Below are 24353 nucleotides of genomic sequence, written 5' to 3'. Positions count from 1 at the left end.
GGTTGTAACACTAATGGGCCCGACCGCCGCTGGAAAAACGGCGTTGGCCATAGCACTATGCCAACATTTAGATACACAAGTGATAAGTGTTGATTCAGCTTTGGTTTATAAAGGCATGAATATTGGCACCGCTAAACCTAACGCTGACGAATTATCTCTTGCGCCACATCACCTGATTGATATGTTAGATCCACTCGAAAGTTATTCTGTGGCCGATTTTCGTCGTGATGCGATTGAAAAAATCGATATGTTGCATAAGCAAGGAAAAGTACCTATCTTAGTTGGTGGTACTATGATGTATTTTAAGGGATTAATTGAAGGCTTATCACCATTGCCAGAGGCTGATACCGCAGTACGTAGTGAGCTAGAAGCGCAAGCAAAAGCGCATGGATGGGCTGCTTTACATCAAGAATTAACCAATATTGATCCTGATGCAGCAGCAAAAATCAGTGAAAATGATTCTCAGCGTATTAATCGTGCATTAGAAGTGTATAGGTTAACTGGGCAAACGATGACCGTTTTACAGAAGCAAAAACAGCCTACATTGCCGTATCAATTTCACCAATTCGTGATTGCACCACATGATCGTAAAGTATTGCACGAGCGAATAGAAAAAAGATTTAATATAATGTTAGAACAGGGGTTTAAAAATGAAGTTTTGACCTTATATCAGCGTGGAGACTTACACCCAGATTTACCATCGATACGCTGTGTTGGCTATCGACAGATGTGGGAGCATTTAGCGGGAAACTGCGATCATGACGAAATGGTATTCAAAGGGATTGCGGCAACCAGACAACTTGCGAAGCGCCAACTAACTTGGTTAAGAAGTTGGCCAAATGTGAATTGGTTAGAGACTGATGATCAAGAAAACTTGCAACGCGTACTAACTTCGCTAAGCTAATAGTAGTTGTTAAATCAATCTGTTCCGATTTGATGACAGCGAAATTATAATAACACCTAGAACGAAGGAAAAGAAAATGGCAAAAGGCCAATCGTTACAAGACCCATTTTTGAATGTCTTACGTCGTGAGCGCATTCCTGTTTCAATTTTTTTAGTTAACGGCATTAAATTACAGGGTAAAATTCAATCGTTTGACCAGTTTGTAATTTTGCTTGAAAATACAGTAAACCAAATGGTTTATAAGCACGCTATTTCTACCGTTGTGCCAGCGCGCGCGGTTAATTTTCAAAGTGCGCAAGGCAATGAAATTGCTGAGCAAGGCGATGAAGGTAGCTATCAATAAAAACTAGGAGCGTAATGCTTGTTTGACCGTTATGAAGCCGGCGAACAGGCAGTTTTAGTACATATCGAATTTCCTAATGAAGGAGATCGTGAAGATCTTCATGAATTGGAAATGTTGGTATCTTCTGCTGGTGTTAGTAGTTTGACGGTTGTGCAAGGCAGCCGTCAATCACCACATGCCAAACTATTCGTCGGTACGGGTAAAGCAGAAGAAATAGCTGAAACTGTCAAAATCCACAATGCAGACGTCATCATATTTAACCACCAACTCAGCCCTTCGCAAGAACGAAATTTAGAACGTATCTGCCAGTGTCGAGTGTTAGATAGAACGACGCTGATTTTAGATATTTTCGCCCAGCGTGCCAGAACGCACGAAGGTAAATTGCAAGTTGAGTTAGCTCAACTTCGTCATGTATCCACGCGATTAATTCGAGGGTGGACTCACTTAGAGCGCCAAAAAGGTGGTATTGGTTTACGAGGGCCAGGAGAAACTCAGCTGGAAACGGACCGTAGATTATTACGCGAACGAATTAAAAGTATTCGTAAACGCTTAGATAAAGTTGCGACTGTTCGAGAGCAGGGACGCAGAGCGCGTACGAGAAATGAAGTGCCGACAGTCTCTTTGGTAGGCTATACCAATGCAGGTAAATCGACTTTGTTTAATCATATCACGGATGCTGACGTTTACGCGGCGGATCAATTATTTGCAACACTTGATCCGACACTCAGGAAGCTACATATAGATGACATAGGTTCAGTGATATTAGCTGATACCGTTGGCTTTATTCGACATTTACCACATGACTTAGTTGCTGCGTTTAAGGCAACACTTACTGAGACGAGAGAAGCTGATTTACAAATTCATGTGATTGATGCGGCGGATAGTAGAAGAAAAGAGAATATAGAAGAGGTACAATCTGTTTTAACAGAGATTGAAGCAGATGAAATCCCGCAGTTATTAATATATAACAAGATAGATTTGTTGGATGATGTAAGGCCTCGAATCGATCGAAATGATGAAGGCATGCCGATTCGAGTATGGTTATCAGCACACAGCGGTGCTGGTGTTGAGCTACTTTCGCAAGCTATTTCAGAATTACTTGCGAAGAAGATTTTCTCAGAAAGTTTATGTATTCCAGCGAGTTTTGGGCGTCTACGTGGCGCACTGTTTAATCTCAGTGCGGTACAAAAAGAGAGCTTCGATGAGCATGGAAATTGGTTAATCGATGTGAGAGTACCGCATGTCGACTGGGAAAAGCTCAAGAAAGAGCAAGGCTCAGAGATAGAAAATTTTATCATAAAATAAAATTTTCACATTAAATTACAGTTTTGCACGCATTTTTGTATGAGATGCGTTCTATATTTGTTAGATTTATCTTAATTCATTTTAATTACAATGGAGTATAGCTATGGCCTGGAATGAACCGGGTAATAATGGCAATGATAACGACCCATGGAAAAACCGTGGTGGACGAGATCAGGGCCCACCTGACCTAGATGAAGTATTCCGTAAGTTCAGCAATAAATTTGGTGGTCTATTCGGTGGCAAATCCGGTGGCGGCGGCAATGGTGGCATTGGTGGTGCAGGGATTATTTTTGTTTTATTTATTGCGGCGCTTGTTTGGGCGTTGAGTGGAATGTACACCGTTAAAGAAGCTGAACGTGGCATAGTGTTACAATTTGGCAAATTTGATCGTATTGCTGAACCTGGTTTACGTTGGAAAATGACATTTATTGAACGTGTTATTCCGATTAATATTGAAGCGGTACGTTCATTATCAGCATCCGGCTTTATGCTTACAGAAGATGAAAATGTTGTGAGCGTTGAGTTTGAAGTGCAATATCGAGTGATGGATCCAACATTATATAAATTTAGTGTGACAGACGCGGACCACAGTTTACAGCAATCATTAGACAGTGCGCTTCGTTATGTTGTTGGTCATTCACGGATGGATCAAGTATTAACAACGGGTCGTGAATTGGTTCGTCAACGCACTTGGGATGAGCTAAACAAAATCATTGAACCCTATAACTTGGGTATCTTAGTCACAGATGTGAACTTTAAAGATTCGCGTCCACCATCAGAAGTGAAAGATGCTTTTGATGATGCAATCGCAGCACAAGAAGATGAAGAACGTTTTATTCGCGAAGCGGAGGCGTACGCACGTGAGATCGAACCAAGTGCACGTGGTCGTGTTACACGTATGACGCAAGAAGCTGAAGGTTATAGAGAACGTATTACTCTAGAAGCTCAGGGTGAGGTTGCTCGCTTTGAAAAGCTGTTACCTGAATATATTGCAGCGAAAGACGTAACACGCCAGCGTTTGTATATTGACGCAATGGAAGAAGTTTTAGGAAATAGCACTAAGGTGTTGGTTGACGTTGATGGGGGTAACAACATGATGTATTTACCACTAGATAAAATTATGAATCAATCAACGGGCACTAATCCAATGACCTTACCAAGTCAGAATGATATTAATCAACTTCGCAAGACCTTGGGTCAATCTCGTAACAGCACCGTGAATAGCAGTAATGATCGCTATACACAAGACAGATTCAACAATGGGAGGTAATCGCAATGAAGAACTTTAGTGTTGTGCTATTACTATTAGCGGTGATCATGTCTTTTTCATCTGTATTTGTGGTGACTGAGGGACAGCGAGCCATTGTTTTGTTGTTTAGTAAAGTACAAAAAGACAGTGATGATACAGCGGTAGTTTATGGGCCAGGGTTACATTTGAAAGTCCCATTCTTTAGCCAAGTTCGTCGTTTAGATGCGCGTATACAGACACTTGATGGTGCGCCAGATCGGTTTGTAACCAGTGAGAAAAAAGATTTGATCGTTGACTCGTTCGTTAAGTGGCGTGTTAATGACTTTAGCTCATTTTACTTGCGTGCTAGAGGGGATAAGCAGTATGCAGAAACCCTCCTTAAGCAAAAAGTAAATAATGGCTTAAGAACGAATTTTGGTTCTCGTACAATTCGTGAAATTGTTTCAGGTGAGCGAAGTGAGCTAATGGCTGAAGCATTGGTGCAAGCGTCTGAAAGTGCGCAAGAGCTGGGTATCGAAGTGTTAGATGTACGCGTTAAGCAAATTAACTTACCTAATGAAGTGAGCAACTCTATTTATCAACGTATGCGCGCAGAGCGTACTGCGGTGGCAAAAGAACACCGCTCTGAAGGTCAAGAAAAAGCGGAGACGATTCGTGCTGAGGTTGATCGCCGAGTGACGGTTATGCTGGCTGACGCAGAGCGAAATGCACGAGGCGTGCGTGGTGAAGGTGATGCCACAGCCGCTAAAATTTATGCGGATGCGTACAACAAAGATCCTGAATTTTTTGGTTTTGTCCGTTCTTTAGAGGCATATAAAAATACCTTTAGAAATAAAAATGATGTGATGGTGTTATCACCAAAAAGTGATTTCTTTAATTACTTAAAAGGGCCAAATGTGCAGTAGTACAAACTGACCTGAATAAAAAGCTCTGATTTTTTCAGAGCTTTTTTTGTTTTTAATTCAATGAGTTTTGCATATATAAAATTGAAAGAAGAAAAAATAATCTAAACAAGGTGATCTTGACCATGGTTTTCTGGTAAAATCTGCGCCTAATTTTTTCTAAGTGATTTTGCAATGGGTAAAAACGTCGTTGTATTAGGCACCCAATGGGGTGACGAAGGTAAAGGTAAGGTTGTTGACTTACTTACAGATAAGGCTTCTCTTGTTGTACGCTATCAAGGTGGCCACAATGCAGGCCATACATTGGTCATAAACGGTGAAAAAACCGTTTTACACTTGATCCCGTCAGGTGTGTTACGTGACAATGTACAGTGCGTTATCGGTAACGGTGTAGTTTTAGCGCCAGATGCGTTAATGAGAGAAATTGGCATGCTAGAAGAGCGTGGCGTACCAGTACGTGAGCGTTTGTTGATCAGTGAAGCTTGCCCTCTTATTTTGCCTTACCATGTAGCTTTAGACCAAGCACGTGAATTAGCGCGTGGTGAGAAAGCCATTGGTACAACTGGTCGTGGTATCGGTCCAGCATACGAAGATAAAGTTGCCCGTCGTGGATTACGTGTTGGTGACTTATTCAACCCAGAGCTATTCGCTTCGAAATTGAAAGAAGTTCTTGAGTACCATAACTTTGCCCTTGTTAATTACTATAAAGTTGACGCAGTAGACTTCCAAAAGACATATGATGATGCAATGGCTGTTGCTGAAATCCTAAAAGCAATGGTTGTTGATGTAACAGAATTACTTGATCAAAAGCGTGCTGCGGGCGAACACATCTTATTTGAGGGTGCACAAGGTACATTACTAGATATCGATCATGGTACGTACCCATATGTAACGTCTTCAAATACCACCGCTGGTGGCGTTGCTACAGGCGCTGGTTTTGGTCCGTTAAACTTAGATTACGTACTTGGTATTGTAAAAGCATATACCACGCGTGTCGGTTCTGGTCCTTTCCCAACTGAACTATATGATGGTTTAGATAAGCAAGACCCTGTAGGCAAGCATTTAGGTGATAAAGGCCATGAGTTTGGTGCAACGACAGGTCGTTTACGTCGCACTGGTTGGTTTGATGCTGTTGCGATGCGTCGTGCAATTCAAATCAATAGCATTACCGGTTTTTGTTTAACCAAGCTTGATGTATTAGATGGCTTAGAAACAATTAAGATTTGTACTGGTTATCAGCTAGAAGATGGTACGGTAACAAATATCACACCATTGGCTGCTGAAGGTTATGACAAAGTAACGCCAGTTTATGAAGAAATGCCAGGTTGGACTGAGAATACATTCGGTGCAACGTCAGTTGAACAGCTTCCAGAAGCCGCTGTTAACTATGTTAAGCGTTTAGAAGAAATTACTGGTGTGCCAATTGATATTATTTCAACTGGCCCAGATCGCGTAGAAACCATGGTTTTACGTAACCCATTTGGCGAATAAACTTCACCAAATAAAAAAAGCTGCTTTTGCAGCTTTTTTTATACCTAAAATTTGATTGTTGGTATAGTCTTTGTATAAATATTTGAGTATGTGGTTATTGACGGCAAGGTACTTATGTTGAAAAAGTGGTGTAGTCTGAGCTTTTTACTCTGTTGGCAAGTGTATGCCGCGCAAGAACCGATTGAAGCGGTGCCCTTATATACACAAGCTGAGTTAATCGAACTCATAAAGAAAAATCAGCATTTACAGCGGGTAAAAAGCGATGAATGCCAATTAGTGCAAGATATCGAAGCAAGGGCCGAGACAATGGCGTTGCCTTCATACCAGTTCTTGTATGGCGATATGCTGGCATATGCAGTGTGTGTTGATAGAGACGTGGAGCTTGGTTTATATTACATGCGTAGCGCAGCTGAGCAAGGTTTAGCATCTGCGTTAGAGCAACTGGGTCGGTACTATGATGTGGGTCAGTTAGTTCAAGCAGATAAGGCAATGGCGATTACCTATTTACGAGAAGCTGCTGCACAGGGCAATTTAAAAGCGCAATTGCGTTTAGTCGGGCTATTTAATCAAGGGCATGGTAGTCCAAGAGATTATGAAGATGCTTACCGTTGGTTGTTTCATTCTGCTGTAGCAGATAAAGCCCAGCACAAGAAAATTGAGCGGGCGTTGAGTCAGCTTGCGCAGAAAATGCCACAGAGTGTTGTACGCCGAGCTCGATTACCAATGTGAGTATGAGTAAGCTCCGAAAAATATAGCAATTATGAGATGTTTTCTGTCATATTTTAGCTTTCGATACTGGCTTGTTCATTCGTCTCCTTATTGATGCTTGGCTCTTTTAATATGGTCATTTTTGGAGGTTGCATCGCCACAATTTTCTCTCCTTCTTCAGGTGCTTTTTTCATATCCATAATAAAAGGTCTGATCATCAGAGGATCATCTTCTTTACTTCGCTCTGAAATTATAAATAGAGGGATTGCTTCTTTATTAACCTCAAGGTATTGATCCCAAGTGAACTCTTCAGACAATCGGGTGGCACTTACTTTACCTCCTTTCGCAATGAGGCTACTTAGTCGTGCATAATTTCCTTGTTCACCAAATAATATTTGCCGAGATAAAAAAGTAGCACTGTCTTTATTTGCTTTAGCGTGGTTAGTTGATGAGCGCAATGAAAATACGCTTTGCTCATTTAATAGGTGCGAAAAGTATTGCACTCCTAGCGCATTGTGGTGTCTGTTAGGTGAAAGTGCGATAACAGATTTTAGTTTAGTGAGAGGTAAGTATCTTTCAGCATGTTCTGACTGTGGGTTGCCGTAATAACATGGTAGTCCATCCATTCTTGCCATTTTACAGTTTTCCCAGGCAGGGTCTGATAGATGCACTTCAATGTTTTGATCCTTAAGACCACATGCTATGGCTCTTGCAACGTGATTAGCCCCAATGATGAGTAAAGTATTAGGGCTAGGCTGTCGCACACCAAGTAATTTAGCCAAAGGGGTCGCGGTGAGGCTTTGTAAAACAACCGTGACAATAATCACCGTAAAGATCAATGGTACGATTTTATTCGCATCAGCGATACCTGATTCGTGCATGCTTAGAGCAAAAACAGATCCGACCGCAGCAGCAACAATGCCTCTGGGGGCAATCCACGAAAGTAGCAGGCGAGACTTGAATGGTAAGTCACTATTAAATGTTGAAATTGCAATACAGATTGGACGTGCGATAAATAGCACAATGGCTAAAAATATAAAAATATTGATATCTAACAGCATAAGGTCGCTGATCTGAAGTCGGGCTGCAAGCAAAATAAATAAACTAGAGATTAAGATCATCGATAGATCTTCTTTAAATTCTAATACAGAGTCGATTTCTAAGTCATCTTGATTAGCAAGCCAGATCCCAAATACGGTGACTGCGAGTAATCCAGATTCATGGCTAAGAAAATTTGATAGCGAGAAGCTAAAAAGTACGAGGGCCAAGATCCCAAATTTATGTAACTCATAAGGCAGCCACTCTCGCCTAATAAGTAAACTTGTTAGCCAGCCGCTCACTATCCCAACGCTTAAACCGACGCCTAATGTGGTAAACAATGCAATCAATGTATGACTTAACACTTCTCCTTTACCCACAAAGCTAACCGCTTCAAATACTAATACGGCAAATAGCGCGCCAATAGGGTCGATCACAATGCCTTCCCAACGAAGGACTCGGTCAATATCTTGAGTTGGGCGCATTGCATTGAGCATTGGCGCTATAACCGTGGGCCCGGTCACTACGAGTACTGCACCTAACACACCAGCTACACGCCAGTCTAAATTTAGTATAAAGTAACCACTGAGTGCGATTATTATAAACGTAGCAAGCATGCCGATAGAGCAAAGGTTCCGCACTATTTTTCCTATGCCTTTTAGCTCTCTAAAATGTAAAGTTAATGCGCCTTCGAAGAGAATAACGGCAACGGATAAAGAGACAATTGGAAACAGTAAATCGCCAAGCAAGTCGTCGGGGCTCAGTTGGCCAGAAATTGGACCAAGTAATAAGCCGACAAGTAACAGAAAAAGTATGGCTGGGACTTTAAATACCCATGCAAGCCACTGCGCAAAAACAGAACATAATGCGATTCCAGCAATATAAATAGCTGACATATCTTCTCCAGCTGACTTTAACTTCAGCAAAATTAATCATCAAACTTACTAGCGGTTATAGCATAGTTAAGTGAATAGAAAACAATTTGATATTGTTTTTTGAATAGATTCCTCCCTTTAACAATAGACCTTTTACTCGCACTTAGTAATGAAAATTCAAATGAAAATGGGGTTGAATGTATATTCAACTCAGATGCAGATAAAGAAACGAAGGTTTAACTATAAATAGGGACTAAGCCCTAGAGGGACAGCTGATTTTAAGATGAGTTTTTATCAGTTTGATATAGTTTCTCGTGATTTTAGCCGTTAACCAAGTTATAACTATAGGTCAGTGGGTCGCCAGGCCTATGCTTTAGGGGAGATAGTCCGTAATTTTGGTGCAAAGCCATTATTAATTTGGGCGTTATTTTTTTGCATAAGGTCTTCATTACAAATAAGAAACCGCTACAGTTAACTGATAAGTATTGGATGTAGCGTATTCAAAATTAGAGAAAGTATAATCATGAGCTTAATTACGGAGTTATCAGCAGGGGCTGCGTCGGCAGCAAAGCAATTGGCATTATTAAGTACAGAGAAAAAGAACACAGTCTTGTTAGATATGGCAGTAAGTCTACGACAGGAGCAAGCTGCTATTTTACTTGCTAATGAAGCTGATTTATCACGAGCAAGAGATAATCAATTACCGAATGCCATGATAGATAGACTCACCCTGACTCCTGAACGGATAGAAAGCATGGCGCAAGGTATCGAAACGATCGCTGAATTAGAAGATCCGGTTGGGTGCTTAAGAGAATTTGGCACCAGACCAAATGGTATTCAAATTAATAAAATGCGCGTTCCGCTGGGTGTAATATGTATGATTTATGAAGCTCGGCCTAATGTGACAGCTGACGCGGGTGCGCTGTGCTTTAAATCTGGAAATGGCGTTATTTTACGTGGTGGTAGAGAGGCTTTAGGTAGCTCTCAAGCAATTGCATCGGTAATGCATGACGTGTTAGTACGACACGCACTACCTGCTGCCCTTATTTCGATTGTCCCAGACCCAGACCGAGCCTTGCTTATGGAGCTTATGCAACAAAAAGGACTGATAGACTTGATCATCCCAAGAGGTGGAGAGGGGTTGATAAATTTTGTGACGGAAAATAGTACAGTACCTGTTATTCAACACTTCAAAGGGGTGTGTCACTTATACATTGATAAAGCTGCTGATTTAGAAATAGCATTGAGCTTGGCTATAAATGGTAAGACGCAAAGAACAGGTGTATGTAACGCATTAGAAGCGATTATTGTTCATGAAGCCATCGCCACTCAGTTTATGCCAATGCTTGCCAGTGCTTTTGAGAAACAAAAGGTGAAAGTGAATACTGGTGCGTCAGCAGCAAAGTACTTTAAACAGGCGGTAGTGATTAATGATGATGAATTTGGACAAGAGTATTTAAGTTTAGAAGTTGCCATTCGTATTGTCCCAGACTTTGCTGGTGCAATTGCACATATAGCACAGTTTGGCAGCAATCACACAGAAGTAATTTGTACTGAAGATAATACCGCGGCAGTATTGTTCCAAAGAAGTGTCGATGCATCGGTTGTGATGGTTAATGCGTCATCTCGTTTTTCCGATGGGGCAGAGCTAGGACTAGGTGCTGAAATTGGCATTGCCACAACAAAATTGCATGCGTACGGACCAATGGGTCTAGAATCATTAACAACTGAAAAGTTCTTAGTGACAGGAACAGGGCAAATAAGAGAGTAATTTTGAATAGCAGCTAAAAGGAGTTAGCTGATAGTGAAATTTAAACGGAAAGTGGTGGAGCTAAGCAGGATCGAACTGCTGACCTCCTGCGTGCAAGGCAGGCGCTCTCCCAGCTGAGCTATAGCCCCACATTCCGTCAAAAGACGAAGCGAAATTTATAGCGTTTCTCTATAATAGTCAAGCGATTTCAATATTAAAAAATTGATATTTTTTACGTGAGCTTTGTTAGACTGCCATAAGCAGTTAATGGAGTAGATAATTTTGACTAAAAATCTTTTTGTTATTTTCAGTTGCATTGTATTAATGTTGGGTTGTAGTAGTGCACCAAAAGAAAGTTACAGTATCGAAAAACAAGTTTTGCATACTAAGAAATCTAAACAAGGTGATGAACTCTTTGCTTTCATAGTCACTGTTGCCGCAACTCCCATGATGAAAGTGAATAGCCAAAAACCAATGACGCGTAGAGAGTTAAAACGTTTCGCAGAGCATGAGCGAGTAGAGGACTCACCAGCATTAAAGTTAGCGCTTGAAGAAGAAGCCGTGACGTTGCTAGAAGCTGAACTTGAAACGCAGCAATATTGCCAGAAAGGGTACGAAGTGCATCAGGTATTTTGGCGAAATAGAAGTGTACAATTACGTGGTGCGTGTTCATGAATAAAGAACAGGTCAAGTTAAAAGCCTTATTGAGTACACTGAGTATTGAATTCAAAAGTTATGAGCATGAACCGCTACCTACTTGTACTGACGCACAGAGATTAGGGCTTAAGCGTTCAGGAGTGCAGATAAAAAACTTATTTTTACGTGATAATCGAGGTAAACAACATATTCTTTGTTTGACTCGAGCACAATTGAAAGTCAATCTTAAAGCGTTATCTAGTCAACAGAAGTTATCTCGCTTAGGGTTAGCATCACCAGAAAGGTTAGACAAATATCTAGGTGTTAAACCGGGTTGTGTCTCGGCTTTGTCGTTGGTAAATGATATTAACAATTCAGTAGAATTGTGGTTAGACAGTGGTTTATTGAATGAATTAGAATGGCAATGTCACCCATTAGAAAATGATAAAACATGGGTGATACAGCAATATGATTTGTATACATTTTGGCGTCATACAGGCCATTACCCCAAAGTGGTTGATATTCCTTGTTTATAGTTTTTATGAATCAAAAGAAGACCACATAGGCATAAAACAAATAAATTGATTATAAAGGCATGATACCCCAAATGTTCTATGACTAACCCTGGGAAATAAGAACCAAGCGCTCCTCCAGTATAATAAAACGACACATACGCACCATTGGTTACCGAAACGGGCGCTGTACTCAATACATTTGCTAACGGCGCCGCTGTAGCATGGATCATAAACATACACGCGCAGAAAAGTGTAAAAGCGCTGACAAAAATGCTGATGCTAGTCGTATCTAATACGATAATTGAGCCACTATATACTGAAAAAATAACAGTTAGAAATAGCCAGTTATTGTACAGGTGGCGTTTTAGTAATGGAGTAGTAAGTGACAATATAGCACCTACAAAATAGCCGCTATAAATCCAACCAATAAGCCGACTATCTATAATACTGAACTGTGTTGAAAGTATAAATGGGAGGTAATTTAGTAATGCAGAGAAACAGAAAAACATACAAAAGACAGCTAAGTACAACCTCAATAGAGTCGGTTCTTTGAGTGGTTTTAAGTACTCTCTAGGAGATGAAATAGGATGAGTGTTTTTTTCAAAAAGATGTACATTGATTGTTATCGCGAGCACGGTTAAAGCTGTGGCAATAACATAATAAAAACTTTCCCAACTGTAAAAACTAGCAAAGTTTGCTGCGAGCATCCGACCGAAATACCCTCCTATAATCGTACTGGCAATATAACGAGTCATATTTTTATGCAGCGCTTTACCTTGATACTGCTGACCAATATAGCTTGTCAGTGCTGTTAAAATAGCAGGTAAAATCAGGCCCTGAAGAAATCGTGTGAGTAACAGTAACTCAAAGTTTGGGACGTAAACGAATATGATGCATGTGGCTGCCAGCATCAGCATTGCATATTTCAGTATGTGTAGAGCATTGTGATGGGCAAATAATAGCCCATAAAAGATAGGGGCAATTGCCAAAGGGAGCATAGTAATAGACATTAAACTGCCACTGCTGGCAACACTCACCCCAAATTGTGTGGCAAACACCATGAGTAATGGTTGGGGCGCGTACAGTACAAAAAATGTAAAAATTGAGCAGCAAAGTAGCAGTAATATGGGCATACATAAACCTAACAATTAAGTCGGTGGGGGAGTGCTCTCTAAAAGCATTGAGTGGCTATGATAACTTTAAATTAAATAGTAACCAATTAGTTGCGCTAAATCATAGTGTCAGGCATTGAACTTGTTAAATTATTGGCTGTGCCCAATATTGCAAATCAGCCGCAGAAAATTATATTTTGCGTCTGGTGAAAAAAATCAACTAGGTTAAAATATAGCGCATTATATTTTCATGGAGCATAGGATTATGGGTTCATTACAAGATCAGCTTTTGAAAGCAGGTTTAACATCAGAGCATAAAGCGAAAGTCGCTAAGTCTGAAAAGCGCAAAGCGCAAAAGAAAAAGAAGAAAGGGGCAACCAGCGACCCGAGTGATTTACAAAAACACATCGCGCAAACAAAATTAGAACAACAGCAAAAAGCTGAAGAGCAAAATGAGGCGAGAAAAGCTGAAATTAAAGAGCGTGAGCAAGTTGCACGGGTAAAACAAATCTTAGAGCATCATAATCAAGATAAAATCCGTGGAGAGCTAACATTTAACTTCACTTACAACAAGAAAGTAAAAGAACTCGATGTTGATGAGCCAACTAAAAATGCGTTATCAAAAGGGCGTCTGGCTATTTGTGTTTTAGAAGGGCAGTTTTTTGTTTTACAAGATGAACCTGCTAGAAAAGTTGCAGAGGTTGATGAGAAATACATCGTGTTTCATGTTGAAGATGATAGTCAAGGGCCTGATGAAAACGACCCATATGCAGATTACGAAATTCCAGATGATTTAGTCTGGTAACGCTTTAGGTCCCTTTATCTATGTTTCAAAGCGACATATTTTAATGCTGAGCTGTTAGGCCTTAACCTTTCTTTATAGACACAAAAGGCTGTAATTTAATGCTGCTGTGATGACCTTTTAACTTGATGTGTGCGTATGTGTAGTGAAAGTTATTGGTCTACACTATAAAAGATTTATCCGTTTATTAATAAAAAGAGTAAAGTTATGAGTAAGATGAAGCAAGTGATTATAGGGGCTGGTATAGCGATATTGACAATGGGGTCAGCGGGAGTAAATGCAGCTGACGGTGCAGCTTTGTATACAGCGAAAATGTGCCAAACATGTCACGGTGCAGAAGGGAAAGCACCTATTATGGGGATGTATCCAAAGTTGAATGGTCAAAACAAAGATTACTTAGTTGCGCAAATGAAAGACATCAAGTCGGGAAAACGTAATAACGGGATGTCTATGGCTATGAAAGCCATGGTAGCCAATGTGTCTGATGCAGAAATTGACGCGATTGCAGAGTATTTATCAAAAGTTAAGTAGCACTTAATTTAGTAAAAAATAAAAACCACCGCACGTCGGTGGTTTTTATTTTTAATTGAACAAAAGGCGCTAGTCATTTAGACTTCTAAACATCTATATATATGGGTGTATTACTAAACGAAAAGGAACGTACATGTTTGAGCTACCAAAACTTGATCTTAAAGGTAAGGTAACTGAACAAGAGTGGCGGTTGAGAATTGACTTAGCTGCATGTTATCGACTGGTTGAGCACATGCGGTGGGGAGACCTAATCTACACGCATATGTCAGCAAGATTACCCGGTACAGATCATTATCTTGTTAATGCCTTTGGTTTAAGCTTTGATGAGGTCACTGCGTCTAACCTAGTGAAAGTTGATTTATCGGGTAATATTATTGATGACACGCCATTTGAAATAAACCCAGCTGGATTTACCATTCACAGTGCGATACATGAAGTTCGTGAAGATGCACATTGCGTGATTCATTTACATACTAAAGAAACGATAGCTGTTGCAAGCTGTGAAGGAGGACTGTTGCCCTTAAGTCAGCACTCAATGTTTTCTCTTCCGTCATTGTCTTATCATGGCTATGAAGGGTTAGCAGTGAATGATGATGAAAGGCAACGCTTACAAGATGATTTAGGTCTAACAAACCACATGTTACTCGTCAATCATGGTGGTTTAACGGTTGGTCCCACTGTTGGAGATGCGTTTATGCGTTTTTATGATTTACAACGAGCGTGTGAAATCCAAGTGGCTATCCAAGCGACTGGACAGCAATCAGTACAAGTACCACAGCCCATTATTGACAATATTTATAAACAAGCAAGCGTAGTACATAGCGGCAGTACCGGAGGGCAGTTAGCCTGGCCTGCTATGCTAAGAAAGGCATATCGTCTTGACTCAGGCTTTGCTAAATAGGAGTTTACATGAAAATTAATCGCGTCGAAGTATTTGATATTCATTGTCCAGAACGACCTGCTTGGACCCCTGTCTTTATTCGTATTCATACAGACGAAGGTATCTCAGGAGTAGGGGAGGCAGGTCTCGCGTATGATTTAGGACACAGTGCTGCCGCTAGTATGATTAAAGAGATGGCTGAAGCCTTTCTGATCGGTCATGACCCATTTCAAACTGAATTACTCTGGTCACGTATGCTTCGAGAGAGTTTTTGGGGATTAGGAGGGGGGCCTGTCGTTTATGCAGCGATGAGCGCAATTGATATCGCCCTATGGGACATTAAAGGTAAGGCATTGAAATTACCTGTATATCAACTATTGGGCGGTAAGGTAAACCCTGAGTTACGCACCTATGCATCACAGCTACAGTTTGATTGGGATGATGAATTCAAGGCGCTTGTGCAACCTCAAGAGTATGCTGAAGCTGCTTTAAAAGCAGTCGCACAAGGGTATGATGCGGTTAAAGTTGATCCAATTATGTATGACAAGGCGGGTAACACGTATTATGACCGTACTAAGCTTATTTCACGTCCTGAGATGAAATTGTATCGGGCGCGTATGCAAGCAATACGTGAGGCTGTTGGTGATGAAGTTGACATAATATTTGAGTGTCATAGCTTACCAGGTGCAACCTCTGCGATTCAAATTGGGGAAATTGCACAAGAATTTGATTGTATGTTCTACGAAGAGCCGGTTAATTATCTTAACCACTCTTTACATGCAAAAGTGGCTGATAAAGTTGCTGTGCCAATTGCTGGTGGCGAACGTCTATATAATCGCTGGGGAGTTCGACCGTACTTTGAAGATCAAAGTATTGATGTATTACAGCCTGATGTTGGCTTATGTGGTGGCTTTACTGAAACGAAAAAAGTATGTGATTATGCTGATATTTTTGATGTTCGTGTACAAGCGCATGTATGCGGTGGGCCTGTTGCGACCGCTGCATCGCTACATTTAGAAACAGCGATTCCAAACTTTTTAATTCACGAGCACCATACCTATGCGATTAAAAAGTGGAATAGAGAGCTATGTATTCAAGACCCACAACCTGAGAAAGGGGTTTTCAAAGTATCAGAAGAGCCTGGAATTGGTATTGAGTTGAATGATGAAATCGTCATGCGTTCACAAAGGGTTGAAATTAAATAGCGATAGCAAAGTTTAAATAACGGGCCTGTTAGGCCCTTTATTTATCACAATCGCTTAGACGACCTTGATAGTAGGGTTGGTGTCTTAAAGCCATAATAGTCTTTGTAAGCCATTGCTAACAAGATGGTTATTAAAATAGCAGAGAAAGAATACACGATGTAACCGGATATCGAAAAAGAATAAAAGAAGAAAGCAATATCATAGTCTTTTGCATTTCGTAAATAATTTTCCACTAATGCAAAAACGCTGACGAATATACCAATAAGTTGTACCCACGGTAACAAGCTATCAGCAATGTTGTATTTAATTTTTGCTATTGGAAATAGTTTTTTAGATATTTCAACGCGATAAGTCATAGGTACTAGGACAATGACATCAATTACAAAGTGGGTACCAAAAATAATGCTGTTTTGTATTAAGCGATCACCATCCGATGACCTTAAATCAACTAGTCCAAAGCCAAAAATAATGAGTTCAGCCAGTGGTGATAGTGCGACTAAAACAATAATTGTGGCAATGTTAACATCACCAATTCTAAGAGCTAGAAATAAGGCCAATACACCCAGTGCAAATAGTGAATAGGTGAAAATAGCAGGGTCGTCCTTTACGATAAACAAAGTAACTATTGATACTGCATAAATCAATAGTAGTCGGTACAAGCTTTTCTCAGATTTCATCGTATTTAGCCACGTTTTTGACCGAGGTTACATTTCACTGGTTTGTGCGCTACGATTGGTTTCTCCGGAGCCCATATATTTGCGCCGCAGACTTTTTTACATAGATCTGTTGATAGTGTTTTCATCTTCGATATTCCTTCTAAAAAAGTTTAGCGCGAAAAGGTGGTTTTAAGTTACATAAAATCCCAAAATACTTAAATCAATCAGAATTACTGGTAGTATTGATATTTTTAAAATGAATAATATGTAACAACGACCTTCAAGCTTATAAGAATTTAACACTAAATAAACAAAAATAAAAATGAATTAATTAAACTTTTTTAGAAATGCCTATCTTTTTGATGAGCATTAATAAATATGTATTTAATCATTTGATTTTTTTTAATTTTTTTCTAATAAGCTAAAGCACTACAATGTTAGCAGTGCTTTTATTCTGTCGGTAGTTGGTTAGGGGACGCCGGTTTAATAACTGAATTTATCCATTTCTTGTTCTAATTTAGCCGTTAGCTCTTTGATGCTATCTGTTGCATGGTGAGCTTGCTGAGAAACGTTTGCTGTTTGCGAGGCGGTATCAGAAATAGTCACGATCCGTCTTGCAGTGTCCTCCCCTGCATCAAGTTGCTCTTTAGCTGCATGCGCAATTTGATGACTCATTTGTGATATTGCACCTAATGAGTTTGCAACACGACGTAACTCTTCGCTGGCTTCTTTAGACATAGTTACGGTTTTCTCACTTGTGGTAATACTCAATGATACTGAAGACTTGGCATCTTGCGTCGCGGTTTGAAGTTTACCAATCATAGTATGAATTTCTTCTGTACTCGTTTGCGTTCTTTGAGCAAGTTGCCTCACTTCATCTGCTACGACTGCAAACCCTCGCCCTTGTTCTCCAGCACGGGCAGCTTCAATCGCAGCATTCAATGCAAGTAAGTTGGTTTGTTCAGCAATACTCTGAATAACACTCAGTACATTGGCGATATTGTTCACTTCTTCATCTAGTAATTGGATGTTATTGCCGGCATTGTCAATTTGTTGCTCAAGCACTTCAATTGCCTCGGCTGCATTTGATGTCAATCTATCTGCATTTTGTCCCTGACTTTCAGCTTCTTGGACAGAATTAGCAGCTTGTTCAGCATGTTCCACTACCGTGTGGGCCGATGCCGTAAGCTCAGTAATTGCAGATGCAACCATTTGTGTTTCTTCGCTTAAGCTCTGTGTTAGCTGCTCTAGTTCATCTGAGCGTTTCTCACCATCAAAGCTCTGTACTTTAAGTGAATCACTGACAGTAACAATCCCCCCAACGACACCTTGTAAACCTTTTTGCATATAATCCATCGCGGAAATCATACTGTCTCGATGCGCTGATAGCGTATTGATAGGTGATGTAAGGTTACCCCTAGAGACTTGATTGACGATCGTGAGTACATCATTTAGTTCACCGCCTAGCTTATTTGATAAGCCAATTCCGAATTTACTTAACGCAAATGTCAAAACCACCGCAATGATGAGTGAGAGTGTGAGTAACCATTGCGCGGTATTCCAGTACCTTTCATCGACTTCTTTATAACTGATGCCGGTACCGATATACCAGCCAAATTCAGTTGTTTTTTGTACTACAGAGGTAAGGTCAACTGTTTCATTATTGCGTACAGAATCCCAGTGATAGGTAATTATTTGATTGGTTTTTCTGCCAACAAGGCGTTCAACCATTTTTCCAATACTTTGCCCTTTGGCGTCTTTAAAGTCATTAAAGCTTGTGCCGTGTAATTGGGGATCATGTGGCGTTGCGATAAAATTCAGTTTTTCGTCAACAACATATACATATTCTGAATCATGATATTTGTTATTACGTAGCATTTCGATAGCGAGCTTTTTTGCGAGAGGTTCTGATAACTCGTTGCGCTTAACGTATTGCTCAAATTGCTCAACAATATTAACGGTGCTTTTCATTAGTTGATTGATGCGGGCAATATTATCGGCTTCACTTGCGTGACGTAATGATTGTAAGCCTAAAATTGCGACCAATAACAGTGAGAGAAAAAAAGCCGCTGCGAAAAATATTATTTTAATTCTTAAAGTAAATGATGAAAACACAAAAAACCCCTTTAAACATGCTTAGCTTTAACAACTATCATGTTTATCGTTATCATGTAAGTAAGATATAACGCATTTTTGGGGAAAATGAGATGATATTTACTCATAATCCCATAAAAATACGGTTACCTTGCATTGATTATGTTGACTTCATGCTCTGAAAGTAATCGGTATTCACCCGCTTCGAGTGTTGGATCAAGCTCGATGCCTGCAATATTTTCTCTATGTAATTCAACAACTTTATTACCAACAGCTGCTAACATTCTTTTCACTTGATGATACTTACCTTCATAAATAGAAAGGCGTAAGCTATAACTTGCAAGTTGTTCAACCAACGCTGGTGATGTTGGCATTTTTTCATTATGAAGTTGTACGCCATGGCGTAGCTGTTGTAATGAATCCTCGGTTATTACTTCTTTAGTTTCAACAAGGTAGGTTTTGTACTTTTGTTTTTTTGGGGACGTAATCTGATGCGACCATTCTCCGTCATTTGTTAGTAACACAAGTCCCGTTGTATCAAGATCGAGACGACCCGCAACATGAAAATCTTTTAAGTTTGTTTCATGTAATAAATCGAACACAGTTGCATGTAATTCGTCACTGTTTGCACACACATAACCTGCGGGTTTATTGAGCATAAAATAGCGTTTTCCTAAGTACTTTATTTGCTCTCCTTGCCAAGTAATGACATCATCTTGAGTGATGGAATGGTCAAACTTAGTAATTGTTTCGCCGTTAACGGTGACTTTATTTTTTTTGATACCAGCTTTGACTTTAGTCCGTGGAAGCTCGGTTAGATGACTGACAAACTTGTCAATTCGACATGGAAATTTCATATAAACTCATTCGAAAATGTAACTAATACTCTATTATACGATAGCTACCGACTCAGTTCAGTTTTTTCGATATATTTGTGGTATTAAATCGTAAATGTGAACACTTAATTGCCATTTGTCGGTCAGCTGTATTTGCAGTTGTTGAAATAAAGTGTCGCTGAGGTGCTGCTTTTGCTCGATAGTTCGACCAGTCATGATATGCGCTTGCACATGAACAAAACCGCACTTTTCATTACCAAGTTTGTATTGCTGAAATTGAATCAAGCGTGACTTTATCATGCTTGGGTCAAATAATAGCGTTGACGCAGCAGCATTATGTAGACTTTCTAATAGGTCATTGTCACAAATGGGCAAGTTATGAGAATGTTCAATGATCAGGTGTGGCATGGTGACTTATTGTGTAGTTTATGCGTAAATGCCAATTATATTAAGGAAGTTAAGGAGCAAAGCCAAATGTTTAATTATAAACTTGTTGGGTTATTACTGTGCATTAGTAGTTTATCTGCATGTTCAGATGATGCAGCGAAAGTAAGTCTAGGATTATTCACCACCAAAGATGTTGTTGTGTCAGCTCAGCAAGACCCGTTGGTCAGCGGCGTGACTTGTCATATTAGCCATGTTGAAGCAGATCTTGATTTTTCAGACCCCTCTGATATGTCTATTGCCTGCCGCCAAACAGGCCCAATAACTGCTGCGCAGTTACAGGAGATTGATTTGTCGAAAAGTGGTGAAATTGTATTTAAAACCTCGAAAAGCATTTTATTTAAGTCACTCAAAGTGAGACGTATTTTTGACGCACCGACACGTAGTTTAATTTATTTATCGTATTCAACAAAAGAGACCAGTGGTAGTCACCACCATGCCCTGTCTACTGTACCATTGTACGGCACACAGGCATGGGAATGGGCAAATAAGGCAAAGTAAGTTATGTTGACACTTTTTAAATCACAACCATTATTAAGCGACTCAGAAGTTGAGTGGCTAATTGACACTTTTGTATGGGCATGTGAGCAGTTTGATGGCCAATATTTTATGACTGAAACTCAGATCATTGAGCCCACAGGCGCATTTTTTCCAGACCAAGTAACGAGTGTCGAACAGATGGCCAGTACCGTATTTAATCGAGTAAGCCATTATGCGGGCATGCAAGCATGGCCAATTAGTGTGGTTAACCCGCAACAACATATGCCGCAACAAAGTATGCCTATGTTTAGCTTTATTGATGAAATACGGGGTGAAAAAGCGAAATTAGTTAACCCCCCTGCACTGAATATGCAATTGTCTTATAACCCTAATCAGATCAATCAGCCACAAGATTTAGTTGCGAGCTTTGCTGGCTCGCTCGCCACTGTGATGATTTACCATCGAGGCGTGTTACCCCCAGGAGGTGAGGAGCAAATTGCCGCAGCAAGCGATGCGTTGGCTTGTTTTTTGGGGTTTGGTGTCATGATGAGTAATACGGTGTATCAGTTTAAGGGCGGATGTGGGTCATGTTATAATCCATATGCGAACCGTCAGGCAGCGTTGACTGAACCACAAACCGTTTTTATGCACGCGTTAATTTGTCATTTCAAACCTCAAGTTGATGGTAAAAAGCATTTGAAGCCTCACTTGCGCAGCGTTTACAAAAAAGCACAAAAGCAGTTGAAATTGTATATTAATGACACGCCAAACCCAATATTGTTGGCCCTTGAGGAGCAGCGTCATGCTCGCCTATCTTGATGAGTTTTTGCTGATAGCGATAGCGCATTTTTTTGCGGTAGCAAGCCCAGGTCCTGATTTTGCACTTGTGTTAAAACAAAGCGTCCAGCAAGGGCGCGCAAATGCTTTATGGACTAGTGCGGGGGTCGCACTGGGAATTCTTGTACATGTTACTTACTGTCTATTTGGTGTTGCTATTTTATTAGCTCAGTCAGAGGCTGCCTTTAATGTTTTAAAATATGTCGCGGGTGCGTATTTAGCGTACATGGGGCTGCAAGCATTGCAGGCGCAAGCCAATACGAACTCTGTTGCACAGCCTCAGCATACTGCACATATTGAATCTAACTTTATGGCATTACGCCGCGGTTTTTTAGTGAATGCATTAAATCCTAAAGCAACCTTATTTTTCTTATCTTTGTTTACGTTAGTTATTTCCGCAGATACACCCAGTTATGTGCAGGCGATATATGGTGGCTATATGGCCATAGCCACATGGCTGTGGTTTTCTTTCTTATCGGTCATGCTAACTAAAGATACTGTACGGGCATTTTTTCACAAAGCGGGTCATTGGTTTGATAGAGGAATAGGCGTGATTTTAATTGCACTGGCGATTAGAGTCGTTATTTAATGAGTACTCAACAATGAAAATAGCGACTTATTATAATTTTGCGTTTGGCTCAAATATGTCGAGTAAACGACTGCTTGCGCGCTTGCCGCAGGCCAAAAAAGTGGGTGTCGCACAGTTGTATGGTTTTGAACTTAATTTTTCAATGTTAAGTACAGATGGTTCCGCAAAATGCAATATTCACCGAACCCATTCTGAGCATAGCGTGGTTTTTGGTGTGCTCTATGCCTTGAACGCGCAGGAACAATTGTTGCTTGATAATATTGAAGGGACTCGTTACGACCGAACTGAGATCTTGGTGCAGCTGATCTCAGGAGAACAGGTGAGCGCATATTGTTACATTGCAAATACGTTTATTGCGGATCAGCTGCCATTTGATTGGTATGTTCAGCATGTGTATGCGGGCGCGTTGGAGCATGGCTTTCCGCTACCTTATTTAGAATGCATTCAGCAACAGCGTAGTGTTGTTGATGTGCAAAAATGCCGTTCAGCGAATGAGCTTTCGATTTATAAAAATAAAGAAGTAAAAAATAATGAAACCTTTTAGAACGTTAGTCGCAACCGCTCTTCTGTTAGTGCAGAGCGAATTTGCAGAGGCGAAAGATCAGGTAACAGTGAATGTTGCCGATGTCGATAAAGCTGTTCATGCTGCGATGGCGCAATTTGATATTCCAGGTATTGCGATTGCTGTTGTGGAGAATGATCAGGTCGTATTGTCAAAAGGCTATGGTGTCAGAGATATCGTTTCGGGCGCTAAAGTAGATGAGTATACACTGTTCGGTATAGCCTCAAACTCTAAAGCATTTACTGCTGCTAGCATTGCTATGCTCATAGATGACGGAAAATTAAGTTGGGACGACAAAGTGACTCAACATTTACCTGAGTTTCGTCTGTACGATGAGTATGCAACAGCACATATGACTATCAGAGATTTATTAAGCCACCGTAGTGGGTTGGGGTTAGGTGCTGGCGATTTGATGATTTGGCCTGATACGGATAAATCAGTGCAAGATATTATCCAAGGGTTACAGCATATTCCCCCAGCTTCCAGCTTTCGTAGTGAATATGCATATAACAATTTAATGTTTGTTGTTGCAGGTGAAGTGATCGCTCGAGTATCTGGTGTAAGCTGGCGTGAATTTGTTGAGCGGCGCATTTTTAAAATATTAGGCATGCAAGCGTCGAAAGCGGGATTCTCACGTATCGAAAAGGATAATAAGAATTGGGCGACAGGTAATATCCCTGATAATGGCAAGCTAACGCCTTTTTTTGTCGACTATTTGCAAGACTTTCGTGGTGCCGGTGCAATTGCATCCAATGTAGATGATATGAGCAAGTGGTTGTTGACGCAATTAGCCGCTGGTAAAACACCACAAGGAGCGCAATTGTATAATGCCGAACATCAGGTGCAAATGTGGCACCCTCATATTATGAGGTTGCCCAAGCAGTCATCGTTTGATGCCTATCGTCAGCAGTTTCGAGGGTATGGTCTTGGCTGGGCTATCGAAGATTATTTTGGTTATAAAAAGCTAGGCCATGGTGGTGGGATCTTAGGGATGGTATCACAAGTGGCGATGATCCCAGAGAAAAAACTAGGTGTAGTGGTGTTATCAAATCAACAAGCATATCCAGCACTGACAGCGATAATCCATGAAGTATTTGAAGATGCTTTGGGGAGAACAGATAAAGATTGGGTTACATTATTAGCCACTGAATATAAGTCAGAGAAGGCGAAGTTGTACGCGGAGGCTGGGGTTGTTTCGCCAGCGGTAAAGCAAGCGCCATTACCGCTGCAATATTATACTGGGACGCTCACGAGCCAGTGGTATGGAGATGTTATTGTTGAATCACTGGACGGTAAGTTGCGTATCGATTTTACACATACCAAAATGTTAAAAGGCCAATTAGAACATGTTTCAGGCAATCAGTTTGTTATTCGCTGGGATGAGCAGCGCCTTGAAGCTGATGCCTATATTTATTTTCAACTGAATAAAGAGCAGGCTGTCAGCCATGCTACAATGGAATTTGTGAATCCAGATATTTCGGATTTTAGCTTTGACTTTCACGATTTGAAGTTAAAGGCGAAATAAACTCGGGTCATTACACCAAAGTCGCAAAGTCCGGTGCAGGCGGCTTTGCTACACTGCATGTTAGAATATGAGTTGCTATCAAAC

Annotated in this window: 25 protein-coding genes and 1 tRNA gene; 19 read left to right on the top strand and 7 right to left on the bottom strand. The window is 40.5% G+C overall.

Annotation, left to right across the window (positions count from 1 at the left end):
• The first annotated feature begins 13 nt into the window (after positions 1-13).
• The 7 genes from miaA to PAUR_RS16290 all read left to right on the top strand — a co-directional run bounded on the left by miaA (position 14) and on the right by PAUR_RS16290 (position 6923).
• Entirely contained in the window at positions 14-904 is an 891-nt protein-coding gene (gene miaA / locus PAUR_RS16320) for a tRNA (adenosine(37)-N6)-dimethylallyltransferase MiaA (protein ID WP_225738473.1), read from the top strand.
• Between the two features lie 76 nt (positions 905-980).
• Positions 981-1247: an RNA chaperone Hfq gene (gene hfq / locus PAUR_RS16315; RefSeq protein WP_192508811.1), complete on the top strand. Its 267-nt coding sequence runs from the start codon at positions 981-983 to the stop codon at positions 1245-1247.
• Between the two features lie 18 nt (positions 1248-1265).
• Entirely contained in the window at positions 1266-2552 is a 1287-nt protein-coding gene (gene hflX / locus PAUR_RS16310) for a ribosome rescue GTPase HflX (RefSeq protein ID WP_192508810.1), read from the top strand.
• Between the two features lie 103 nt (positions 2553-2655).
• Positions 2656-3822 carry an FtsH protease activity modulator HflK gene (hflK, locus tag PAUR_RS16305; RefSeq protein ID WP_192508809.1) on the top strand — a complete coding sequence of 389 codons (1167 nt, stop codon included), beginning with the start codon at positions 2656-2658 and terminating at the stop codon, positions 3820-3822.
• 5 nt (positions 3823-3827) lie between these two features.
• Entirely contained in the window at positions 3828-4706 is an 879-nt protein-coding gene (gene hflC / locus PAUR_RS16300) for a protease modulator HflC (RefSeq protein WP_192508808.1), read from the top strand.
• Positions 4707-4877: 171 nt separating this feature from the next.
• On the top strand, positions 4878-6194 hold the full coding sequence (locus tag PAUR_RS16295) for an adenylosuccinate synthase (protein ID WP_192508807.1): 1317 nt from the start codon (positions 4878-4880) through the stop codon (positions 6192-6194).
• Between the two features lie 114 nt (positions 6195-6308).
• On the top strand, positions 6309-6923 hold the full coding sequence (locus PAUR_RS16290) for a tetratricopeptide repeat protein (RefSeq protein WP_192508806.1): 615 nt from the start codon (positions 6309-6311) through the stop codon (positions 6921-6923).
• 53 nt (positions 6924-6976) lie between these two features.
• Here the strand turns inward: PAUR_RS16290 and PAUR_RS16285 are convergent, their stop codons facing one another.
• Entirely contained in the window at positions 6977-8836 is a 1860-nt protein-coding gene (locus PAUR_RS16285) for a cation:proton antiporter (RefSeq protein WP_192508805.1), read from the bottom strand.
• A 502-nt stretch (positions 8837-9338) separates the two neighbouring features.
• Here PAUR_RS16285 and PAUR_RS16280 point away from each other — a divergent pair.
• Positions 9339-10586: a glutamate-5-semialdehyde dehydrogenase gene (locus tag PAUR_RS16280; protein WP_192508804.1), complete on the top strand. Its 1248-nt coding sequence runs from the start codon at positions 9339-9341 to the stop codon at positions 10584-10586.
• 52 nt (positions 10587-10638) lie between these two features.
• Here the strand turns inward: PAUR_RS16280 and PAUR_RS16275 are convergent.
• A tRNA-Ala gene (locus PAUR_RS16275) sits at positions 10639-10714 on the bottom strand.
• Between the two features lie 133 nt (positions 10715-10847).
• Here PAUR_RS16275 and PAUR_RS16270 point away from each other — a divergent pair.
• A complete protein-coding gene (locus PAUR_RS16270; protein ID WP_225738460.1) occupies positions 10848-11240 on the top strand; it encodes a hypothetical protein in 393 nt (130 codons plus the stop codon).
• The gene (locus PAUR_RS16265; RefSeq protein WP_192508803.1) at positions 11237-11737 is read left to right on the top strand and encodes a prolyl-tRNA synthetase associated domain-containing protein; all 501 of its coding nucleotides are present in this window, start codon (positions 11237-11239) and stop codon (positions 11735-11737) included. The genes PAUR_RS16270 and PAUR_RS16265 overlap by 4 nt, the downstream gene beginning before the upstream one ends.
• Here the strand turns inward: PAUR_RS16265 and PAUR_RS16260 are convergent.
• Positions 11704-12849 carry an MFS transporter gene (locus tag PAUR_RS16260; RefSeq protein ID WP_192508802.1) on the bottom strand — a complete coding sequence of 382 codons (1146 nt, stop codon included), beginning with the start codon at positions 12847-12849 and terminating at the stop codon, positions 11704-11706. The genes PAUR_RS16265 and PAUR_RS16260 overlap by 34 nt on opposite strands.
• A 244-nt stretch (positions 12850-13093) precedes the next feature.
• Here PAUR_RS16260 and PAUR_RS16255 point away from each other — a divergent pair, with 244 nt between their 5' ends.
• From PAUR_RS16255 to PAUR_RS16240, 4 genes are all read left to right on the top strand, one after another.
• The gene (locus PAUR_RS16255) at positions 13094-13633 is read left to right on the top strand and encodes a DUF2058 domain-containing protein (RefSeq protein ID WP_192508801.1); all 540 of its coding nucleotides are present in this window, start codon (positions 13094-13096) and stop codon (positions 13631-13633) included.
• 204 nt (positions 13634-13837) lie between these two features.
• Positions 13838-14161: a c-type cytochrome gene (locus tag PAUR_RS16250; RefSeq protein WP_192508800.1), complete on the top strand. Its 324-nt coding sequence runs from the start codon at positions 13838-13840 to the stop codon at positions 14159-14161.
• Positions 14162-14294: 133 nt separating this feature from the next.
• A complete protein-coding gene (locus PAUR_RS16245) occupies positions 14295-15062 on the top strand; it encodes a class II aldolase/adducin family protein (RefSeq protein WP_192508799.1) in 768 nt (255 codons plus the stop codon).
• 8 nt (positions 15063-15070) lie between these two features.
• Positions 15071-16246, top strand: coding sequence for a mandelate racemase/muconate lactonizing enzyme family protein (locus PAUR_RS16240; RefSeq protein WP_192508798.1), 1176 nt, complete (start codon positions 15071-15073; stop codon positions 16244-16246).
• A 44-nt stretch (positions 16247-16290) separates the two neighbouring features.
• Here the strand turns inward: PAUR_RS16240 and PAUR_RS16235 are convergent, their stop codons facing one another.
• The 4 genes from PAUR_RS16235 to PAUR_RS16220 all read right to left on the bottom strand — a co-directional run bounded on the left by PAUR_RS16235 (position 16291) and on the right by PAUR_RS16220 (position 20240).
• On the bottom strand, positions 16291-16923 hold the full coding sequence (locus PAUR_RS16235; protein ID WP_192508797.1) for a hypothetical protein: 633 nt from the start codon (positions 16921-16923) through the stop codon (positions 16291-16293).
• 462 nt (positions 16924-17385) lie between these two features.
• Complete coding sequence (locus tag PAUR_RS16230) at positions 17386-19017, bottom strand: methyl-accepting chemotaxis protein (RefSeq protein ID WP_192508796.1); 1632 nt, start codon at positions 19015-19017, stop codon at positions 17386-17388.
• Positions 19018-19142: 125 nt separating this feature from the next.
• Positions 19143-19853 carry a pseudouridine synthase gene (locus tag PAUR_RS16225; RefSeq protein WP_192508795.1) on the bottom strand — a complete coding sequence of 237 codons (711 nt, stop codon included), beginning with the start codon at positions 19851-19853 and terminating at the stop codon, positions 19143-19145.
• A 57-nt stretch (positions 19854-19910) separates the two neighbouring features.
• The gene (locus PAUR_RS16220; RefSeq protein WP_192508794.1) at positions 19911-20240 is read right to left on the bottom strand and encodes a 5-carboxymethyl-2-hydroxymuconate Delta-isomerase; all 330 of its coding nucleotides are present in this window, start codon (positions 20238-20240) and stop codon (positions 19911-19913) included.
• Positions 20241-20306: 66 nt separating this feature from the next.
• Here PAUR_RS16220 and PAUR_RS16215 point away from each other — a divergent pair, with 66 nt between their 5' ends.
• Genes PAUR_RS16215 through PAUR_RS16195 form a run of 5 tightly spaced genes read left to right on the top strand, consistent with a single transcriptional unit; the run spans position 20307 to position 24269 of the window.
• Positions 20307-20777 (top strand): CreA family protein, encoded by a 471-nt coding sequence (locus PAUR_RS16215; RefSeq protein WP_192508793.1) that lies wholly within the window; start codon positions 20307-20309, stop codon positions 20775-20777.
• A gap of 3 nt (positions 20778-20780) precedes the next feature.
• Entirely contained in the window at positions 20781-21575 is a 795-nt protein-coding gene (locus tag PAUR_RS16210; RefSeq protein WP_192508792.1) for a hypothetical protein, read from the top strand.
• On the top strand, positions 21559-22182 hold the full coding sequence (locus PAUR_RS16205; protein ID WP_192508791.1) for a LysE family translocator: 624 nt from the start codon (positions 21559-21561) through the stop codon (positions 22180-22182). The genes PAUR_RS16210 and PAUR_RS16205 overlap by 17 nt, the downstream gene beginning before the upstream one ends.
• Positions 22183-22195: 13 nt before the next feature.
• Complete coding sequence (locus tag PAUR_RS16200) at positions 22196-22726, top strand: gamma-glutamylcyclotransferase family protein (protein WP_192508790.1); 531 nt, start codon at positions 22196-22198, stop codon at positions 22724-22726.
• Positions 22713-24269, top strand: coding sequence for a serine hydrolase (locus tag PAUR_RS16195; protein WP_192508789.1), 1557 nt, complete (start codon positions 22713-22715; stop codon positions 24267-24269). The genes PAUR_RS16200 and PAUR_RS16195 overlap by 14 nt, the downstream gene beginning before the upstream one ends.
• Positions 24270-24353 lie beyond the last annotated feature (84 nt).

The sequence above is a fragment of the Pseudoalteromonas aurantia 208 genome (assembly GCF_014858725.1).
GTDB lineage: Bacteria > Pseudomonadota > Gammaproteobacteria > Enterobacterales > Alteromonadaceae > Pseudoalteromonas > Pseudoalteromonas aurantia.
Note: the sequence above shows the minus strand (reverse complement) of the source record. Positions and strands in the feature narration are given on the sequence as shown.

Bases quoted from the DNA above. Each gene is read 5' to 3' on its own strand.
- PAUR_RS16250 (WP_192508800.1), top strand. From the start codon at position 13,838: ATGAGTAAGATGAAGCAAGTGATTATAGGGGCTGGTATAGCGATATTG.
- PAUR_RS16280 (WP_192508804.1), top strand. From the start codon at position 9,339: ATGAGCTTAATTACGGAGTTATCAGCAGGGGCTGCGTCGGCAGCAAAG.
- PAUR_RS16240 (WP_192508798.1), top strand. From the start codon at position 15,071: ATGAAAATTAATCGCGTCGAAGTATTTGATATTCATTGTCCAGAACGA.
- PAUR_RS16200 (WP_192508790.1), top strand. From the start codon at position 22,196: ATGAAAATAGCGACTTATTATAATTTTGCGTTTGGCTCAAATATGTCG.
- hflC (WP_192508808.1), top strand. From the start codon at position 3,828: ATGAAGAACTTTAGTGTTGTGCTATTACTATTAGCGGTGATCATGTCT.
- hfq (WP_192508811.1), top strand. From the start codon at position 981: ATGGCAAAAGGCCAATCGTTACAAGACCCATTTTTGAATGTCTTACGT.
- PAUR_RS16215 (WP_192508793.1), top strand. From the start codon at position 20,307: ATGTTTAATTATAAACTTGTTGGGTTATTACTGTGCATTAGTAGTTTA.
- PAUR_RS16245 (WP_192508799.1), top strand. From the start codon at position 14,295: ATGTTTGAGCTACCAAAACTTGATCTTAAAGGTAAGGTAACTGAACAA.
- miaA (WP_225738473.1), top strand. From the start codon at position 14: ATGGGCCCGACCGCCGCTGGAAAAACGGCGTTGGCCATAGCACTATGC.
- PAUR_RS16225 (WP_192508795.1), bottom strand. From the start codon at position 19,853: ATGAAATTTCCATGTCGAATTGACAAGTTTGTCAGTCATCTAACCGAG.
- PAUR_RS16260 (WP_192508802.1), bottom strand. From the start codon at position 12,849: ATGCCCATATTACTGCTACTTTGCTGCTCAATTTTTACATTTTTTGTA.
- PAUR_RS16210 (WP_192508792.1), top strand. From the start codon at position 20,781: ATGTTGACACTTTTTAAATCACAACCATTATTAAGCGACTCAGAAGTT.
- PAUR_RS16290 (WP_192508806.1), top strand. From the start codon at position 6,309: ATGTTGAAAAAGTGGTGTAGTCTGAGCTTTTTACTCTGTTGGCAAGTG.
- PAUR_RS16220 (WP_192508794.1), bottom strand. From the start codon at position 20,240: ATGCCACACCTGATCATTGAACATTCTCATAACTTGCCCATTTGTGAC.
- PAUR_RS16195 (WP_192508789.1), top strand. From the start codon at position 22,713: ATGAAACCTTTTAGAACGTTAGTCGCAACCGCTCTTCTGTTAGTGCAG.
- PAUR_RS16235 (WP_192508797.1), bottom strand. From the start codon at position 16,923: ATGAAATCTGAGAAAAGCTTGTACCGACTACTATTGATTTATGCAGTA.
- PAUR_RS16255 (WP_192508801.1), top strand. From the start codon at position 13,094: ATGGGTTCATTACAAGATCAGCTTTTGAAAGCAGGTTTAACATCAGAG.
- PAUR_RS16265 (WP_192508803.1), top strand. From the start codon at position 11,237: ATGAATAAAGAACAGGTCAAGTTAAAAGCCTTATTGAGTACACTGAGT.
- PAUR_RS16285 (WP_192508805.1), bottom strand. From the start codon at position 8,836: ATGTCAGCTATTTATATTGCTGGAATCGCATTATGTTCTGTTTTTGCG.
- PAUR_RS16295 (WP_192508807.1), top strand. From the start codon at position 4,878: ATGGGTAAAAACGTCGTTGTATTAGGCACCCAATGGGGTGACGAAGGT.
- PAUR_RS16205 (WP_192508791.1), top strand. From the start codon at position 21,559: ATGCTCGCCTATCTTGATGAGTTTTTGCTGATAGCGATAGCGCATTTT.
- hflK (WP_192508809.1), top strand. From the start codon at position 2,656: ATGGCCTGGAATGAACCGGGTAATAATGGCAATGATAACGACCCATGG.